Source organism: Sulfitobacter sp. 15WGC (assembly GCF_005068605.1).
Classification (GTDB): Bacteria; Pseudomonadota; Alphaproteobacteria; order Rhodobacterales; family Rhodobacteraceae; genus Sulfitobacter; species Sulfitobacter faviae.
Genome location: NZ_SZNL01000001.1, coordinates 1 through 17180 on the forward strand (window position 1 = coordinate 1; position 17180 = coordinate 17180).

Genomic DNA, 17180 nt, shown 5'->3' on the forward strand with positions numbered 1-17180 from the left:
CTCAACGCGGTTCAACTCGCGCTCGCTCATCGTCACCCATCCCATGTCCACTAATCCTCGCTACCGTATGCAAGGAGAGTGACACTTCTGCTTTGCCGATGGGTGACATTACTGCTTTGCGGCTACATCTGTAAAACTGATAATCAGTGTTATGTAAATAAATCGGGTCCTGCGAGGGGCTGGATCAGTTTAACCCAAGGCGTAACCCGCGCCGCGCACGGTTCGGATCGGGTCTCCGCCACCTTCGCGCGTCAATGCTTTGCGCAAACGCGCGATGTGAACGTCCACCGTGCGCGTATCGACATAGATGTCGCGGCCCCAAACGTGGTCGAGCAATTGATCGCGGCTGAACACGCGCCCGGGTTTCTCCAGCAGCGTTGTTAGCAGCCGATACTCCGTCGGCCCCAGTTTCAGCTCGTTGCCCGCGCGGCTCACGCGGTGACGCTCCGGGTCGAGCTGGATATCGTCAAAGCTCAGCAGCGCGCCTGCGGCTGCGGGACGTGTGCGGCGCAACTGCGTGCGCACACGGGCCATGAGTTCGCGCAGGTTGTACGGCTTGATCACATAGTCATCCGCGCCGGTTTCCAGGCCCCGCACGGTATCCACTTCCTCAGAACGCGCAGAGAGCATGATAACTGGAATATGCCGCGTCGCCTCGCGCGATTTGAGCTGACGGCAAACTTCGATGCCGCTCATCAAGGGCATCATCCAATCGAGGATCACCAAATCCGGCGCGGCCTCTGAGACCAGAAGCATGGCTTCTTCGCCGTCTTCGGCCCGGCGCACCTCAAAGCCTTCGGCTTCGAGGTTATAGGCCAGTACCTCACGTTGCGCGGGTTCATCTTCTACCAGCAGAACCTGGGGTCGTGTGACGTCCATCGTCTCAGTCCTTCGCGGTGATCGAAGTGCGGTCGGCCTTGGGCCGGTCGTCCTCGGGCGTCTCACCGGTCACCAGATAGACAACCTGTTCGGCGATGGCCGTCACATGGTCACCCATACGTTCGACGTTTTTGGCGATGAAATGCAGATGCATACAGGCGGTGATGCTGCGCGGGTCTTCCATCATGAAGGTGAGGAATTCGCGGAAGAGCGCATTATACATCTGGTCGACATCTTCGTCGCGGGTGATCACATCGCGCGCAAGATCCGCGTCGCGCTGAATATAAGCGTCGAGCGCATCTTTCAGCATTGCCTCGACCGCGCCAGCCATGCGGCGGATCGCGCCGGTGCTGTCGCTGACAGGCTCCATCTGGTTCAGGACGCTGGTGCGCTTGGCCATGTTTTTTGCATAGTCGCCAATACGTTCGAGGTTGGCGCTAATCTTGATGACGCTCAGCGTCAGACGCAGGTCGATCGCGGTGGGCGCGCGCAGCGCAATGACACGGGCGGCGCTTTCGTTGATCTGCTCTTCCAGTCCGTCGATGGCCTTGTCCCCTGCCCGCACCTCATTGGCGAGCTCTTCGTCGCGGGTTTCCAGCGATTGCGCGCCGCGGCGAATGGCGTCTTCGACCAGCCCGCCCATTTTGAGGATCTGCGCCTGAACGGCTTCCAGATCGCGGTCGAATGCTGATGCAATGTGTTGATCTGACATGATATTATCCAATACGGCCGGTGATGTAGCTTTCGGTGCGCGGGTCTTGGGGCCGCGTGAAGATGTCGTCGGTGTCGCCAAATTCCACGAGGTTGCCGAGGTGGAAAAAGGCGGTTTTCTGGCTCACCCGCGCGGCCTGTTGCATGGAGTGTGTGACGATCACGACGGAGTAGTTCTGCCGCAATTCGTCAATCAATTCCTCGACTTGCGCGGTGGCGATGGGGTCAAGGGCCGAGCATGGCTCGTCCATCAAGAGCACTTCGGGTTCGGTCGCCACGGCGCGGGCGATGCACAGACGCTGCTGTTGGCCGCCCGAGAGGCCGGTGCCCGGTGCGTGCAGACGGTCCTTCACCTCGTTCCAGATCGCGCCCCGGCGCAGGGCTTGTTCGACGATATCGTCGAGGTCTGCCTTATTGCGGGCCAGCCCGTGGATGCGCGGGCCGTAGGCCACGTTGTCGTAGATCGACTTTGGGAAGGGGTTTGGCTTTTGAAAAACCATACCCACTTTGGCGCGCAGCTGCACCGGGTCGACCCGTTTGTCATAGATGTCTTCGCCATCGATGCGGATGTCGCCGGTCACGCGGGCCACATCAATTGTGTCGTTCATCCTGTTGATACAACGTAGAAAAGTCGATTTGCCGCAGCCCGAAGGGCCGATAAAGGCGGTCACGGTTTTGTCGTTGATGTCGATGTCCACGTCGCGAATGGCGTGGCTGTCACCGTAGTAGACCTGCACGTTGCGGGCCGCGATCTTGACGGGTTGGGTTGTCACGTCACTCTCCGAATATCTGTTGTCTTTCATGGTCCCGTCCTTGGTTTACCAGCGACGCTCAAAGCGGCGGCGCAGCAGCACGGCGATGGCATTCATCGTGATCAGGAACACCAGCAAGATGATGATACCGCCCCAAGCACGTTCGTAGAAGGCCGGGTCGGCGCGTTTGGCCCATTCATAGATCTGGGCCGGCATGGCGGAGTTCGGGGCCATCAGCCCTTCGGCGATGCTGTCGGGCGGGTTGGACGCGATGAAGCCCACCATGCCGATCAGCAGCAAAGGTGCCGTTTCGCCAAGGGCTTGGGCAAGCCCGATGATCGTCCCCGTCAGGATGCCCGGTGCGGCGAGGGGCAGCACATGGTGGAACACCGATTGCATTTTCGAGGCCCCTACCCCAAGCGCCGCGTCGCGGATCGAGGGCGGCACCGATTTGAGCGAGGCGCGGGTCGAGATGATGATCGTCGGCAGGGTCATCAGGGTGAGCACCAGACCACCCACCAGCGGAGCCGAGTTCGGCAGGTGCATGTAGTTGATGAAGACCGCGAGACCAAGGATACCAAAGACGATCGAGGGCACCGCGGCGAGGTTTGAGATGTTCACTTCGATGATGTCGGTGATCCAGTTCTTCGGCGCGAATTCTTCGAGGTAGATTGACGCGGCGACCCCGATGGGCAGCGCCAGCACCAGCACCACCAGCATCATCGCGAAAGAGCCGATCATCGACACCCCCATGCCCGCCGCTTCGGGCCGCGCGTCAGAGGCGTCGGCGCCTGTGATGAAGTCGAGGTTGAACCGCTTTTCGATGCTGCCGTCGGCGATCAACGCATCGACCAGATCAAGCTGTTTGGCGCTGATGTTCTTGTCATTGGCGATGCTTTCGCGGGTCACGCGGCCCTTGAGGTAGCCATCGACACGGCTGTTGGTCAGGAACTCGAACTCGGCATTCGTGCCGATCAACTCGGGGTTGGCCAAGACGTAGTTGCGCAACTGGGCAGCGGCGTCTTTCGACAGGATATCGGCCATCGCCTTGGGCTTGAGATCGGTCTCAACCTCGCCCGCTTCGACCTTGTTTTCAAAGGCAGATTTCAGCAGCGGTGAATATCCGAAGGTCGAGACCTTCTTTATGTCTTCCAGATCGCGGTTGCCGTTTTTGTCGAGCTTGTCTTCCAGCAGCGGCACGGAAAGCGTCACATAGGTCTGCTGAAACGCGCCGGTCCCGCGTGAGATGATGGTGAAGAGCAGCGTCAGCAGCATCAAGAGGCCGATCACGATGGCAATGATGCCATAGAGCTTGAAACGGCCCTCGGAAGCGTTGCGGCGTTTGGTGCGTCCGTCTTGAACCAGCAGGGAGGCTCCGCGCGGGTCTGCGATGGGGGCTGCGGGGTTGGGGATATCGCTCATTCGTACTGCTCCCGGTATTTGCGCACGATGTAGAGGGCCAGCACGTTCAGGCCCAAGGTCAGGACGAAGAGGGTCAGGCCAAGGGCGAAGGCCACCAGCGTCTCGGGGCTGGCGAAATCGCTGTCCCCGGTCAACTGGCTGACGATGCGGGTGGTGATGGTGGTCATGGCTTCCAGCGGATTGGCCGAGATGCGGGCGATGGCCCCTGCCCCCAGCACCACGATCATGGTCTCACCGATGGCGCGGCTCGCGGCCAGCAGCACGGCGCCCACGATGCCCGGCAGCGCCGCAGGCAGCACCACTTGGCGGATCGTCTCGGACTGGGTCGCGCCCAGCCCGAAGGAGCCGTCGCGCAGGGATTGGGGCACCGCGTTGATGATGTCGTCCGACAGGGAGGAGACAAAGGGGATCAGCATGATGCCCATGACCAGCCCCGCGGTCAGAACCGAGGTCGCCCCCGACATCCAATCGACGCCCAGAAGCCCCTCTTCCCCGCGTCCGAAGACTTGGACGAGGAACGGCCCAACCGTCAGCAGCGCGAAAAGGCCGTAAACGATTGTGGGGATGCCTGCGAGGATTTCGAGCAGCGGCTTGGCTGTGGCGCGCACCTTGGGGCCTGCATATTCGCTGAGATAGATCGCGGCGAAAAGCCCGATGGGCACGGCCACCAGTAGCGCGATCAGCGAGATATACAGCGTCCCCCAAAGCAGCGGCAGGATCGACAGGTCACTGTCGCCGCGGAAATTCGGCGCCCAGGAAGAGCCGAAGAAGAAGTCGGTCCAGGGGTGCAGGTTGAAGAAATTGATCGTCTCGAAGAGCATCGACAACACGATGCCCACCGTGGTCAGGATCGCGAGTGACGCCGCGAGGATCAGCAGCGCCTTCACGCCCCCTTCGACCCGGTTGCGGGCGCGGAAGGTGGCATCGGTTTCGCGGTAGACCATGGCCAGCCCGGCCAAGGCGATCAGCGCCACGATGATGTTGCGCCAGAAATTGCCCGTCGCCGTCATCTCGCGGTAAGTCTGCGCAGCTTGCAGCACCTCGGGGCTGATCTCGGCCCCCAAGGCAACGCCCTGTTCGCCCAGCCATGCGCGCAGGTCATCGGCAGCGGAAAGATCGGTCGCATCGGCCGCGCTAAGCGCGCCGGAAGAGACGGACGCGTCCAGCCCATCGGCCAGACGACGCACATCGCTCATGATCAGATTGACGGAGGAACCTTCGGGCACAGCCTCGGCGGGGATCATATCGACCACCGAAGATTGCACCAGCATCGGCTGGATCAGCAGCCAGAGTCCCAAAACCAAAAGCGCGGGCACCGCCACGCTCATCACCGCATTGTAGCCGTAGTAGCTTGGCAGCGAATGCAGCTTGCGGCTGTCACCTTGGGCAGAGGCCAAAGCCCGACGCCGCGCAAGGAAATACCCGCCCAGTGCCAGTGCCGCGATCAGGATGACCAGCGGCAGCACCGCGCCTGTTGTCAGTATTTGTCCCACATGTCCCCCGGTGGATCAAAAAGCGAAAAACCGGGGGCAGTCACCCGCCCCCGGCGATAAGGGTAAAGGCTTAGGAGCCGCTGCCCATCACGGTTTCATCGGCAACCACGGACTGGGTGTCGGCCAGTTCAGGGTCGGAGACCAGACCGTATTCGGCCAGCGGGCCGTCGGGGCCGGCAACTTCGTCGGCGACGAAGAACTCAGCGTATTCCTTAAGGCCGGGGATCACGCCGATGTGGGCTTTCTTGACGTAGAAGAACAGCGGGCGCGACACGGGGTAGTCACCCGAGGCGATGCTCTCGGTGGTCGGCTCGACGCCGCCCATGGTGGCAACTTGCAGCTTGTCGGTGTTGTTCTCGTAGAAGGCCAGACCGAAGACGCCGATGCCGTCTTGGTTGCTCTCGATGCGCGCCAGCGTCTCGGTGTAGTCGCCGTCGATGTCCACGGACTTACCGTCGGTGCGCAGGCTGATGCATTCTTTCTCAGCCGCTTTCTCGTCGCCGCCCGCCGCTTCGGCGAAAACTTCAAGATCGCCGGTCTCTTCGCAGCCCGCAAGGATCACTTTTTCTTCGAAAACTTCGCGCGTGCCGTGTTTGGTGCCGGGGATGAAGGCTTGGATCGGCTGAGCGGGGAAGTCGGGGTTGACCTGATCCCATGTGGTGTAGGGGTTCTCGGTCACTTCGCCGTCGACGACAACTTTGGCGGAGAGGGCTTTGTACCAATCGACCGGCGTGAACTCAAAGGTCTCGCCATTGATGTCGGAGGCAAAGACGATGCCGTCATAGCCGATGCGCACTTCGATGATGTCGGTCACGCCGTTCTCGGCACAGGCCGCCACTTCGGCGTCTTTGATCTGGCGCGAGGCATTGGCCACGTCGATGGTGTTCTCGCCCACGCCTTCGCAGAAGCGCTTGAGGCCAGCCGAGGAGCCGCCCGATTCCACGACCGGTGTCGGGAAGTCGAAGTTCTCGCCAAAGGCTTCGGCGACGATGGAGGCATAGGGCAGCACGGTCGAGGAACCGGCAACCTGTACTTGGTCACGCGCGGCAGCAGCGGTTGCGGATACGGCGGCAATCGCCAGGGCGGAAGTGGTGAGTTTTGCGAGTGACATGATATCTCCTGTCAGATGCGAATTGGTGACCACCCCATGGTGATCTGCGCCCCGTCTATGAAGGCGGTGCTGTGCTTTTGTGACAGCAACGTTACAGTTCCATGACAGTCGGCCTGAATCACCAAATTTCTGCAAAAATCAGTCAGAACCCGGTTTCATCGGCAGAATCACGCGGAATTCGGCCCCTTCGCCGGGGGTGCTGGTGATCTTGAGCCGCCCGCGGTGGCGATTCATGATGTGTTTGACGATGGCCAGACCCAGGCCCGTTCCGCCAAGCGCACGGCTGCGGTGGCTGTCGACCCGGTAGAACCGTTCGGTCAGACGCGGCAGGTGAATCGCGTCGATCCCGGGACCATGGTCACGCACGCTTACGTAAACCGCGGGGCCGCGCATCGCCGGGTCATGGGCCGTGCGTTTGACCGAAATCTCAACCCGGTTGTCGCGCCCGCCATATTTGATCGCGTTCTCGATGAGATTGGTAAAGACCTGCACCAACTGATCCGCATCACCCAGCACAAGGGCCGGTGCATCGCCCAGTTTTGGCGCCAGTGTCACATTGCTATCGACCGCCAGCGGCGCGAGGTTGCGTAGGGTGCCGCGCAGCACATCACACACATCAACCGGGGCCTCGGGGCGCACGCGTTCTTCGGCCTCCACCCGGCTGAGTGACAAAAGCTCCCCCACCAGCCGGTTCATTCGTTCGGCTTCTTGCGCCATGATCCCCAGAAACCGCTCGCGCGCCGCCGTGTCATCGCGTGCCGGGCCTTGCAGCGTCTCAATGAAGCCGATGAGCGCGGTAAGCGGGGTGCGCAACTCATGGCTCACATTGGCCACGAAATCGCGGCGCATCTGGCCTGCCTGCGCCATCTCCGTCACGTCGTTGAAACTGAGCAGGACAATCCCGTGGTTCCCCACCGGGCGCAGACTGACGTCATAGGTAGTGCCATGTTCGCCGCCGGTGCTGGTAAAGCGCGCTTGGCAGGGCCCCGCGCCCGCGAGACAGCGCTCGACCGCTTCGACCAGCCCCGGCTGGCGCAGCGCGGTGACGAAATGGCGGCCCAGCAGCCCCTTGCCCAGCAGATCCTCGGCAGGGGCGTTCAGAACGGTGATCCGCTCTTCGGCATTGATGGCCACACTCGGCAGCGGCAGCGCCGCCACCACATCGGAAAGGGTTACGGCGGTGCTGCCCATGTCAGAGCGGTTCAAGATCGCGGCGGAAGCGCGCGGCGTTCTCGGCATAGTGTTTGGCGCTCGCGGTCAACTGTTGGATCGCCCGCGCGTCAAGCTCACGCACCACTTTGCCCGGCACGCCCATGACGAGCGACCCATCGGGGATCACCTTGTTTTCGGTGATCAGCGCCCCTGCCCCGATCAGGCAGTTCTTACCGATCTTGGCACCATTCAGCACTGTGGCCCCCATGCCGATCAGAGAGTTGTCGCCGATGGTGCAGCCGTGCAGCATGACCTTATGACCGATGGTGCAATCTTCGCCGACGGTCAGTGGATAACCCATATCGGTGTGAAAGACGCAATTCTCTTGCACGTTGCTGCCGCGGCCCACGGTGATCATCTCATTGTCGCCGCGCAGGGTGCTGCCGAACCAGACGGAGGCTTCGGGGCCGAGCGTCACCTTGCCGATGACATTCGCATCAGGGGCGACCCATGCATCGGGGGAGACTTCGGGGCGGGCATCGGCGAGGGCGTAGAGGGTCATTTCAATTCCTCGAATTCGGATTGCAGACGGCGAACGTGATCCTTGATGGCGGGCTGTTGGCTCAGCCGCAGGCGCGCGGCGGTGATGATGGATTTCAGCCGCGCCTCGGTCTGGTCGAGATCGTCGTTCACCAGCACGAAGTCATAGCCATCCCAATGGCTGATCTCATCCCAGCTTTTGCCCATGCGCTTGGCAATCGTCTCGGCATCGTCTTGGCCCCGGCTTTCCAAACGGCGTTTCAACTCGGTGATCGAGGGCGGCAGCAGGAAGATCGACAGCGTATGCGTGTTCAGGTCGGAGTTGCGGATCTGCTGTGCGCCCTGCCAGTCGATGTCGAAAAGGATGTCCTGCCCCTGATCGATCGCCGCCTGCACGGGGGCTTTGGGGGAGCCGTAGAAATTGCCGAAGACATGGGCGTGTTCCAGCATTTCGCCCTCGGCCACGGCCTGCCGGAACTCCTCTTCGCCGACAAAGCGGTAATCCTTGCCATCCTCCTCGCCCGGGCGGGGGGCGCGGGTGGTGGCGGAGACCGAGAAGTTGATCGTCGGATCCCATGCGCGCAGTGCGCGGGCCATGGTCGATTTGCCCGCCCCGGAGGGGGAACTGAGGATGATCAGAAGGCCGCGTCGGCTTGGGTTTGTCACGTCTTACTCCACATTTTGCACTTGTTCGCGCATTTGGTCGATCACCGCCTTCAGGGCCAGACCGACAGTCGTCAATTCGGTGCTCTGCGCCTTGGAGCAGAGCGTGTTGGCTTCGCGGTTGAACTCCTGCATCAGGAAATCTAGCTTGCGCCCCACCGGCCCGCCCTGCCCGATCAGCGCGCGCGCGGCGGCGACATGGGCGGCAAGGCGGTCGATCTCTTCGGTGACGTCGGCCTTGACCGCGATCAAGGCCAGCTCCTGCGCCACCCGGTCCGCATCCGCGCCCTCACTGTTGTCAAGCACGCGGGCAAGGTTGCGGCGCAACTGGGCAGCGGTTTCTTCCTTACGGGCCTCGGCCAAAGCGGCGGCTTCGGCGGCGCGGTTTTCGACCTCGGTCAACTGCTCTTGCATCACATCGGCCAGCGCCGCGCCTTCCTGCGCGCGCATCTCGTTGAAATCACGCAGCAGGGTCGGCACTTCCGCCAGCAATGCGGCGCGCAGCGCGTCGATGTCCTGTGCCTGATCGGCCTGTTCCAACACGCCGCGCATGGAAAGAATGTCGCTCGCCCGCGAGGGCGCCAGCGATACGCCGGCATTCATCGCACGGGCCTCGATCTCATGCAGGGCGGTCAGCAGCGTGTCGACATGCGCCTCGTTGATCTGCAAGCTGCCGTCACTCTCAGCCGAGGAGATGCGCAGGTTGCAGGTGATATTGCCCCGGGCCACCTCCGCCGAAATTTGCTTGCGCAAGGCGGCCTCAAGCCCCTCGACCCAATCGGGCAGGCGCAGCCGCAGGTCTAGCCCTTTGCCATTGACCGCGCGTAGTTCCCAAGACCAGCTCCAACCCTCCAAAGCGCCGGAGGCAGAGGCGAAACCTGTCATGGACCTGATCATCAGCGCGTTCCTTGCAAGGGCGGTCATGTCCTGCCTTACGGCGAAACCCCCGCGAGGGGCAAGCCCCCGGCCCCTCGCCCGGCGGATCCCATGGCTCACGCGTTAACCACTTCAGCGAAAGCATGACGAATTCCTTAACCGCCTGCGGTATTAATGATTTGGTAATCATTTCGGCCGCATTGTGCCGCTGTCGTTTCAAAAACGGCTGCTGTATTGGCCAAGTCCTTATGGGTGAGTTTCAATGGGCAATACAGGCCACACCGCGCAGAATGTTGTCGCCATGTCAGATCATCGGACGCATGTTGGCTATGGCCCGCTGGCGCAGGTCGAAGCCTATTGGGAGGCCCTGCGCGGCAACAGATTGATGCCGCGGCGGTCGGATATCGACCGCGCGGGATCGAGCAGGCATTGGAATATGCCTTTATCCTCGAACGTGTCGCCGTGGGTGTCGGACGGTTGCGGATTGCGGGCGGCCATCTGCGTGACCTCATGGGGATGGAGGTGCGCGGCATGCCGATCACCGCCTTTTTCGGCACGCAGTCGCGCCCCCGCGTCAGCGAAGCGCTGGAAGAAGTGTTTCAGATGCCCGGCCAGATCACACTGCATTTGGGCGCGGCGGCGAGCTATGGGCGGCCTGCCTTGACGGGGCGGATGCTGCTCTTGCCGCTGAAAAGCGACCTGGGCGATGTCAGTCGGGTGCTGGGCTGTCTCGTCGTGCTGGGGGAGATCGGCCAAACCCCGCGGCGCTTCGATCTGGCGCAGGCCACGCGGCAGAGCGCCTTTGGCGGGGTGGCCAAACCTGTGCGCCATGCCGATCCCTTGCAGCAGCCGCTTTTGCCACGCGAAACCGGATTCGCAGAGCCGAAGGCAAGCTTCACCGCCGCCCCATCGGGTGACATCCCGCCCTATCTCCGCCTAGTGAAGTCAGAGCAGGAATAGCCCGTCCGCCGCCCTCGGAACGCGAAAACGCCGCCCCGCAACTAGCGGGACGGCGTCTCTTTCGTCACAATCAAGTGCAGGCCGAGGCTGTTACCCTGCCGCCCGCGCCGTCTGTGCCACGCGGCGGTTCGACAGTTCCTCGGCCACGAGGAAGGCCAGTTCCAGCGATTGGCTGGCGTTGAGCCGCGGGTCGCAGGCCGTGTGGTAGCGATCGGACAGGTCTTCGTCGCTGACCGCCCGCACACCGCCGGTGCACTCGGTCACGTCTTGGCCGGTCATCTCGAAATGCACACCGCCGGGGACGGAACCTTCGGCGTTATGCACGGCAAAGAATTCATGCACTTCGCGCAGCACGGAATCGAAGGGCCGGGTCTTGTAGCCCGTGGAGGATTTGATCGTGTTGCCGTGCATCGCGTCACAGGTCCAGACGACATTGGCGCCCTCTTCCTGAACGGTCTTGATCAAACGCGGCAGGTGATCGCCCACCTGCCCCGCACCAAAGCGCGAGATCAGGGTGAGACGGCCCCCTTCATTCTCGGGGTTCAGCTTAGCCATCAAACGCTTGAGGTCATCGCTGGTCATCGAGGGACCACACTTCAGGCCAATCGGGTTTTGCACGCCGCTGGCAAACTCCACATGCGCCCCGTCGGGCTGCCGCGTGCGGTCACCGATCCAGATCATGTGACCCGAGCCTGCGAGCCACTTGCCGGTTTGGCTGTCACGGCGGCAAAGCGCCTCTTCATACTCCAGCAGCAGCGCCTCGTGGCTGGTGTAGAATTCCACCGATTGCAGCGTATGCGCGGTTTCGGCGGTCACCCCTGCGGCGGCCATGAAATCAAGCGTGTCGGAGATGCGGTTGGCGATCTCGCGGTATTTCTCGGCCTTTTCGTCATCGGTGAAGCCCAGCGTCCAGCCGTGCACCTGATGCACATCGGCATAGCCCCCGGTCGAGAAGGCGCGCAGCAGGTTCAACGTGGCGGCGGCCTGCGTATAGGCGCGCAGCATCTTTTGCGGGTCGGGGATACGGGCCGCTTCGTTGAAGGCCAGATCGTTGATGATATCGCCGCGATAGCTGGGCAGTTCCACGCCATCCACCACTTCGGTCGGGGCCGAGCGCGGCTTGGCGAATTGACCGGCCATGCGGCCCAGTTTGATCACCGGCACCTTGGCCCCATGGGTCAGCACGATGGCCATCTGCAACATCACCTTGAAGGTGTCGCGAATGGCGTCCGAGCTGAACTGTTCAAAGCTTTCGGCGCAATCACCGCCCTGCAAAAGGAAGGCTTCGCCACGGCCCGCGGCGGCCAGATGTTTCTTCAACCGGCGTGCTTCGCCCGCAAAAACGAGGACCGGATAGCGTGCCAGCTGTGCCTCAACCGCTTCCAATGCGGCTTGGTCAGGGTAATCGGGCATCTGGACGCGCGGTTTGCTGCGCCAGCTCGAGGTGCTCCAGTCTGTCATCTTTCTACTCCGCTCCACAGCGCCGAGTGTCGGCGCTTCGTGATCTTTCTCTATACAAAGGCGCGGGGAAAGTGACCAGAACCGAAATGCGCCCTATTGACGTGGCGACAGGCCCGTGGGCAATGTTTCCGGCAAGTTCTGGCGGCCATGGCACATGTCGGCAGAGACGACCTGAATAGAAAGACGCCGTGATGTCCCAACCGCGCCCGGCCACCCGCATGCCCCCCCAGACCGACAAGCCGCGGCGCTTCGTCTTTGTGTTGTTGGAGAATTTTACCCTTCTGAGCTTTGCCTCGGCGGTGGAATGCCTGCGGATCACCAACCGCATGCTCGAACGCGAGGTCTATGAATGGCAGGTCGTGGGGGAAAGCGGTGAGACCTGTGTAAGCTCATCCGGCGCGGTTTTCGCACTGGACGGCGGGCTTGAGGCGTTGGGCCGCGACGATACCATCATGATCTGCGGCGGCATCGGCGTGCAGGCCGCGACCACCAAGAAGCTGCTGGCATGGCTGCGCCGCGAGGCGCGCAAGGGGCTGGTTGTTGGCGGGCTTTGTACCGCGGCACATACGCTGGCCAAGGCGGGGCTGCTCGACGGCAAACGCGCCACGATCCATTGGGAGAATCAGGACAGTTTCGGCGAGGAATTTGAAGAGGTCATTCTGACGAAATCGGTCTTCGTGGTCGACGGCAACCGACTGACCACAGCGGGCGGCACGTCTTCTTTGGACATGATGCTGAAACTCATCGCCGATGATCATGGAGAGGAGACGGCCAATGCCGTGGCGGATCAGCTCATTTATTCCTCGATCCGCACCGACCAAGACACGCAGCGCCTGTCGGTGCCCACGCGAATCGGCGTGCGCCATCCCAAGCTTTCCCAAGTGATCCAGCAGATGGAGCGCAATATCGAAGAGCCGATCAGCCCCTCCATCCTCGCCCGCGACGTGGGCATGTCGACCCGCCAGCTAGAGCGTTTGTTTCGCCGCTACCTGAACCGCAGCCCAAAACGTTACTATATGGAATTGCGGCTGCAAAAGGCGCGCAACCTGCTGATGCAGACGGATATGAGCGTGATCAACGTGGCGCTGGCCTGCGGCTTTGCCTCGCCCTCGCATTTCTCGAAATGCTACCGGGCGCATTACCAGACCACGCCTTATCGTGAACGCGGCAGCCAATCCACCCGGCAGCCCGCCTGAGGGTCAGGGCGTGATCCGGTAGACCGTGCCGTTGACCTCTGAGATGAACCAGATCCCACCCTCGGGCCCTTCTACGACATCCCGCACGCGGGCGGTCTCGTCGGTCTTGATTTGCGCCACCTCTTCCAGCGGCGTGCCGCTTAGCCGGGCGATATAGTCGAACTTGAGCGAACCGACGAAGATGTCACCTTCCCATTCAGGGAAAAGCGCGCCGGAGTAGACCATCAGCCCCGCAGGCGCGATGGACGGGTCCCAGTAGAATTCGGGCTGCGCCATCCCCTCTTTCGCCGTGCCCTCGCCGATCTTCGCGCCCGAATAGTGCTCACCGTAGGAAATCACCGGCCAGCCGTAGTTCGTGCCCTTGGTGATGCGGTTCACCTCATCCCCGCCCTTGGCCCCATGTTCCGACACCCAAAGCCGCCCATCCAGATCCAGCCCCGCCCCTTGTGGGTTGCGATGGCCGTAGGACCAGATTTCAGGCAGCACGTCGGGCGTGTCGACAAAAGGATTGTCATCGGGAACCGAGCCGTCGCGGTTCACACGGATGATGCTGCCGTTATGGGTGCTGCGGTCCTGCGCCGCCGGACGATCGCCGCGTTCGCCAATGGTCACCAGCAGCGTGCCATCCGGCGCTTCGACCACGCGCGAGCCGAAGTGCTGGCCGCCACTGCTGCCCGGTTTCATGGCGAAAAGCTCGGTCAGGTTTTCCAGACTGCGGGTATCCTCTGACAGACGCGCGCTGGCCAAAGCGGTCCCCGCGCCGCCGCCCTCTTGGGGTTTGGCATAGGTCAGGAACAGCAGGCGGCTCTGCGCGAAATCCCCGGCCAAGGTGATGTCCAACAGACCGCCCTGCCCGACCACGGCCACTTCCGGCAGACCCGAGACTTCGTGCCGCGTGTCGTTCTTTTGATAGATCAAACGCCCGGCCTTCTCTGTCACCAACAGACCGCCACCGGGCAAGGGGGCAACGCCCCACGGGGCTTCGAGATCCTCGGCCACGGGGGTGATCGTGAGACCGCTCTGCGCTGTGGCGGCACCCGCAGCGCAGAGGCTGCCGAGGCTGATGAAGGCGGCAGTGGCGAGGTGTTTTGCGCGGGTCATGGGCAGGCTCCTTTGGGCATGGGGGCTTGGATCAAGACATAGCCAGCGCACCGCCCATTTCCACCATCGTTCCCGGTCCACGCGAAAACCCGCCCGCGAAAAACACTTTATAAATCGCCTTTTCTTTTTCGAAACCACGACCTAACGTTCGATCAGAACGAGAGTTCAACTAAGGGAGAGTACCAAATGAAAAAAATACTGATGGCCACAACGGCCGTTGCTCTGCTCGCCACGGGCGCGCATGCGGAAGACACCAAAATCGGCATTCTGCTGGGCTTCACCGGCCCGCTGGAATCGTTGGCCAATGACATGGCCGCCGGTGCCGAACTGGCGATTTCCGAGGTTAACGAGAGCGGCATGTTCCTCGACGGGGCCACCGTTTCGTCTGAACGTGGCGACACCGGCTGTATCGACGCGGGTTTGGCCGTGGCATCGGCTGAGCGTCTGATCACCTCCGACCGCGTGAGCGGCATCGTGGGCGGCATGTGCTCGGGTGAAACCACCGCCTCGCTGCAGAACGTCGCCATTCCGAATGGCATCGTGATGATCTCGCCCTCTGCGACATCCCCGGCCCTGTCGACGGTCGAAGACAACGGCCTGTTCTTCCGCACATCGCCCTCGGACGCGCGTCAGGGTCAGGTCATGGCCGACATCCTGAACGACCGTGGCATCAAGGAAGTCGCCGTCACCTATACCAACAACGACTATGGTAAAGGTTTGGCCGACAGCTTTGAGACCGCCTACAAAGAATCCGGCGGCACCGTGACCATCAACACCTCGCATGAAGACGGCAAAGCGGACTACTCCGCCGAAGTCGGCGCGCTGGCCTCTGCCGGTGGTGAGGTTCTGGTCGTGGCAGGCTATGTCGACCAAGGTGGCGCGGGCATCGTGAACGGTGCGCTGGACGCCGGTGCATTCGACGTCTTCATGTTCCCCGATGGCATGGTCTCCGACACGCTGGAAGAGAAATTCGCCGAGATCGCGGATGGCTCCTTTGGTCAGAACCCGAGTGCGGCTGGCGAAGGCCCGGACAACTACAAGAAGATGGGCAAGGAAGCCGGTTTTGAGCCGACCAACGCCTTCTCGCCTGAATCCTATGATGCGGCGGCGCTGATGCTGCTGGCGATGCAGGCCGCAGGCTCCAATGATCCGGCGGAGTACAAGGAAAAGGTGATGGAAGTCGCCAATGCCCCGGGTGAAAAAATCCTGCCGGGTGAACTGGGCAAAGCGCTTCAGATCATCAAAGACGGCGGCGACGTGGACTATGTCGGTGCCTCGGCGGTCGAGCTGATCGGACCGGGCGAGAGCGCGGGCAACTACCGCGAGATCGAGATGAAGGACGGCAAGATGGTCACGGTCGGCTACCGCTGATCCGCGTTACCATCTAACCGCTAAGAGGGGCCCGGTCGCAGTGCGATCGGGCCTTTTGCTTAGGAAATCGGCTTTTCTTCCGGGGATGCAGCCAGTACAAATCCCCTATTGAGGACGTGGAAAACACGTCCCGTCTGGGAGGACAGGATGAAAAAGCAACGTATGGCCGTCTCGGTCAGGGCTTTGGGCATGTATTTTGCTGAACGTGATTTTGGCAATACGGCGCAATCTGCCTCTGACAAGGCAGCGCAGGGCTTTCTTCAGATCAGGACCGCAGCGGTCCCTTCCAAGAATCTCAGCACATTGTAAACAGGTATGGCGGCGCGCATCTGCCTGCGCGGCCCATATGACGACCAATAAAAACCAGCCACAAGGTGGCGGACACGGGGATGGACATATGATCGTCGTAGACGACGTACACAAACACTTCGGCGGGTTTCACGCCGTCGACGGGGCGAGCCTGTCGATCGAGAAAGGATCGATCACCGGTTTGATCGGCCCCAATGGCGCGGGGAAAACCACGCTGTTCAACGTAATTGCCGGCGTGCTTCAGCCCACATCGGGCCGCGTCACCATGGATGGGGAGGACATCACCGGCCTGCCCCCGCATGAGCTTTTCCATAAGGGGCTGCTGCGCACTTTCCAGATCGCGCATGAGTTTTCTTCGATGTCCTGCCGCGAGAACCTGATGATGGTGCCGGGCAACCAGTCGGGCGAGACGCTGTGGAACACATGGTTCGGCACCAAACGCATCGCCAATGAAGAACGCGCGCTCAAGGCCAAGGCCGATGAGGTGCTTGAGTTTCTGACCATCGAACATCTGGCGGAACAGAAGGCGGGCCAGATCTCGGGCGGACAGAAGAAGTTGCTAGAGCTTGGCCGCACCATGATGGTGGATGCAAAAATTGTCTTCCTCGACGAGGTCGGCGCGGGCGTGAACCGGACGCTGCTGAACACCATCGGTGACGCGATCATCCGCCTCAACCAAGAGCGCAATTATACTTTCGTCGTGATCGAGCATGACATGGATTTCATCGGCCGCCTTTGCGACCCGGTGATCTGCATGGCCGAGGGCCACGTGCTGGCCGAAGGCACGTTGGATGAGATCAAGGCGAACGAACAGGTGATCGAGGCCTATCTCGGCACCGGGCTGAAGAACAAGGACAAGGTAGGCGCATGAGCAATGATCCCTACGGCGACCGCGGCAACAAAGATTGGTCGGTCGGCAACGCGAAGGGCCAAGGCAGCATCATGCCCAAGGCCAGCGGCAAAACCCACCCCGCCCCCGGCGGCCCCTTCCTGATTGGTGACGGCATGACGGCGGGCTACGGCAACGGCCCCGACATCCTGCATGACTGCACCATCGCGGTCGACCGCGGCGAGATCGCGGTGATCGTCGGCCCCAACGGCGCGGGCAAATCCACCGGCATGAAGGCGGTCTTCGGCATGCTCGACATGCGCAAGGGCCATGTGCGGCTGGATGGTGAAGACA

The 17180-nt window shown here is 61.9% G+C and carries 18 protein-coding genes; 6 read left to right on the top strand and 12 right to left on the bottom strand.

Annotated features, from left to right (window positions below; genetic code table 11):
• Window positions 1–189: 189 nt before the first annotated feature.
• The 10 genes from phoB to FCK22_RS00050 form a co-directional block, all read right to left on the bottom strand.
• A complete protein-coding gene (gene phoB, locus FCK22_RS00005; RefSeq protein WP_067266767.1) occupies window positions 190–879 on the bottom strand; it encodes a phosphate regulon transcriptional regulator PhoB in 690 nt (229 codons plus the stop codon).
• A 4-nt stretch (window positions 880–883) separates the two neighbouring features.
• Window positions 884–1591, bottom strand: coding sequence for a phosphate signaling complex protein PhoU (gene phoU / locus FCK22_RS00010; protein ID WP_067266769.1), 708 nt, complete (start codon window positions 1589–1591; stop codon window positions 884–886).
• Between the two features lie 4 nt (window positions 1592–1595).
• Window positions 1596–2393: a phosphate ABC transporter ATP-binding protein PstB gene (gene pstB, locus FCK22_RS00015; RefSeq protein ID WP_067266771.1), complete on the bottom strand. Its 798-nt coding sequence runs from the start codon at window positions 2391–2393 to the stop codon at window positions 1596–1598.
• A 15-nt stretch (window positions 2394–2408) separates the two neighbouring features.
• Window positions 2409–3764 carry a phosphate ABC transporter permease PstA gene (gene pstA, locus FCK22_RS00020; protein WP_067266773.1) on the bottom strand — a complete coding sequence of 452 codons (1356 nt, stop codon included), beginning with the start codon at window positions 3762–3764 and terminating at the stop codon, window positions 2409–2411.
• Entirely contained in the window at window positions 3761–5230 is a 1470-nt protein-coding gene (gene pstC / locus FCK22_RS00025; protein ID WP_197470959.1) for a phosphate ABC transporter permease subunit PstC, read from the bottom strand. The genes pstA and pstC overlap by 4 nt, the downstream gene beginning before the upstream one ends.
• 97 nt (window positions 5231–5327) lie before the next feature.
• Window positions 5328–6368: a substrate-binding domain-containing protein gene (locus FCK22_RS00030; protein WP_067266775.1), complete on the bottom strand. Its 1041-nt coding sequence runs from the start codon at window positions 6366–6368 to the stop codon at window positions 5328–5330.
• A gap of 138 nt (window positions 6369–6506) precedes the next feature.
• Entirely contained in the window at window positions 6507–7559 is a 1053-nt protein-coding gene (locus FCK22_RS00035) for an ATP-binding protein (protein WP_067266776.1), read from the bottom strand.
• Between the two features lies 1 nt (window position 7560).
• Entirely contained in the window at window positions 7561–8082 is a 522-nt protein-coding gene (locus tag FCK22_RS00040) for a gamma carbonic anhydrase family protein (RefSeq protein WP_067266778.1), read from the bottom strand.
• A complete protein-coding gene (gene gmk, locus FCK22_RS00045) occupies window positions 8079–8726 on the bottom strand; it encodes a guanylate kinase (protein WP_067266779.1) in 648 nt (215 codons plus the stop codon). The genes FCK22_RS00040 and gmk overlap by 4 nt, the downstream gene beginning before the upstream one ends.
• A gap of 3 nt (window positions 8727–8729) precedes the next feature.
• Window positions 8730–9620, bottom strand: a complete 891-nt coding sequence (locus FCK22_RS00050) for a YicC/YloC family endoribonuclease (RefSeq protein WP_067266780.1) — start codon at window positions 9618–9620, stop codon at window positions 8730–8732.
• A gap of 231 nt (window positions 9621–9851) precedes the next feature.
• Here FCK22_RS00050 and FCK22_RS00055 point away from each other — a divergent pair, with 231 nt between their 5' ends.
• Window positions 9852–10559, top strand: coding sequence for a PAS domain-containing protein (locus FCK22_RS00055; protein WP_349237597.1), 708 nt, complete (start codon window positions 9852–9854; stop codon window positions 10557–10559).
• Between the two features lie 90 nt (window positions 10560–10649).
• On the opposite strand, the gene FCK22_RS00060 is transcribed toward FCK22_RS00055, so the two are convergent.
• Entirely contained in the window at window positions 10650–12020 is a 1371-nt protein-coding gene (locus FCK22_RS00060) for a 3-deoxy-7-phosphoheptulonate synthase class II (RefSeq protein ID WP_067266784.1), read from the bottom strand.
• A 191-nt stretch (window positions 12021–12211) separates the two neighbouring features.
• On the opposite strand from FCK22_RS00060, the gene FCK22_RS00065 reads away from it, so the two are divergent.
• A complete protein-coding gene (locus tag FCK22_RS00065; RefSeq protein WP_067266786.1) occupies window positions 12212–13216 on the top strand; it encodes a GlxA family transcriptional regulator in 1005 nt (334 codons plus the stop codon).
• Between the two features lie 3 nt (window positions 13217–13219).
• Here the strand turns inward: FCK22_RS00065 and FCK22_RS00070 are convergent, their stop codons facing one another.
• Window positions 13220–14317, bottom strand: a complete 1098-nt coding sequence (locus tag FCK22_RS00070) for a PQQ-dependent sugar dehydrogenase (protein WP_067266787.1) — start codon at window positions 14315–14317, stop codon at window positions 13220–13222.
• A 186-nt stretch (window positions 14318–14503) separates the two neighbouring features.
• Between FCK22_RS00070 and FCK22_RS00075 the strand changes: the two genes are divergently transcribed.
• The 4 genes from FCK22_RS00075 to FCK22_RS00085 form a co-directional block, all read left to right on the top strand.
• Window positions 14504–15688: an ABC transporter substrate-binding protein gene (locus tag FCK22_RS00075; RefSeq protein ID WP_067266789.1), complete on the top strand. Its 1185-nt coding sequence runs from the start codon at window positions 14504–14506 to the stop codon at window positions 15686–15688.
• A 147-nt stretch (window positions 15689–15835) separates the two neighbouring features.
• Entirely contained in the window at window positions 15836–15997 is a 162-nt protein-coding gene (locus FCK22_RS18810; protein ID WP_156505744.1) for a hypothetical protein, read from the top strand.
• An 88-nt stretch (window positions 15998–16085) separates the two neighbouring features.
• Window positions 16086–16868 carry an ABC transporter ATP-binding protein gene (locus FCK22_RS00080; RefSeq protein WP_067266791.1) on the top strand — a complete coding sequence of 261 codons (783 nt, stop codon included), beginning with the start codon at window positions 16086–16088 and terminating at the stop codon, window positions 16866–16868.
• Window positions 16865–17180: ATP-binding cassette domain-containing protein (locus tag FCK22_RS00085; protein ID WP_136720136.1), on the top strand; the 316-nt coding region annotated here is incomplete at its 3' end. The genes FCK22_RS00080 and FCK22_RS00085, both read left to right, overlap by 4 nt.

Bases quoted from the DNA above. Each gene is read 5' to 3' on its own strand.
- phoB (WP_067266767.1), bottom strand. From the start codon at position 879: ATGGACGTCACACGACCCCAGGTTCTGCTGGTAGAAGATGAACCCGCG.
- phoU (WP_067266769.1), bottom strand. From the start codon at position 1,591: ATGTCAGATCAACACATTGCATCAGCATTCGACCGCGATCTGGAAGCC.
- pstB (WP_067266771.1), bottom strand. From the start codon at position 2,393: ATGAAAGACAACAGATATTCGGAGAGTGACGTGACAACCCAACCCGTC.
- pstA (WP_067266773.1), bottom strand. From the start codon at position 3,764: ATGAGCGATATCCCCAACCCCGCAGCCCCCATCGCAGACCCGCGCGGA.
- FCK22_RS00030 (WP_067266775.1), bottom strand. From the start codon at position 6,368: ATGTCACTCGCAAAACTCACCACTTCCGCCCTGGCGATTGCCGCCGTA.
- FCK22_RS00035 (WP_067266776.1), bottom strand. From the start codon at position 7,559: ATGGGCAGCACCGCCGTAACCCTTTCCGATGTGGTGGCGGCGCTGCCG.
- FCK22_RS00040 (WP_067266778.1), bottom strand. From the start codon at position 8,082: ATGACCCTCTACGCCCTCGCCGATGCCCGCCCCGAAGTCTCCCCCGAT.
- FCK22_RS00050 (WP_067266780.1), bottom strand. From the start codon at position 9,620: ATGATCAGGTCCATGACAGGTTTCGCCTCTGCCTCCGGCGCTTTGGAG.
- FCK22_RS00060 (WP_067266784.1), bottom strand. From the start codon at position 12,020: ATGACAGACTGGAGCACCTCGAGCTGGCGCAGCAAACCGCGCGTCCAG.
- FCK22_RS00065 (WP_067266786.1), top strand. From the start codon at position 12,212: ATGTCCCAACCGCGCCCGGCCACCCGCATGCCCCCCCAGACCGACAAG.
- FCK22_RS00070 (WP_067266787.1), bottom strand. From the start codon at position 14,317: ATGACCCGCGCAAAACACCTCGCCACTGCCGCCTTCATCAGCCTCGGC.
- FCK22_RS00075 (WP_067266789.1), top strand. From the start codon at position 14,504: ATGAAAAAAATACTGATGGCCACAACGGCCGTTGCTCTGCTCGCCACG.
- FCK22_RS18810 (WP_156505744.1), top strand. From the start codon at position 15,836: ATGAAAAAGCAACGTATGGCCGTCTCGGTCAGGGCTTTGGGCATGTAT.
- FCK22_RS00080 (WP_067266791.1), top strand. From the start codon at position 16,086: ATGATCGTCGTAGACGACGTACACAAACACTTCGGCGGGTTTCACGCC.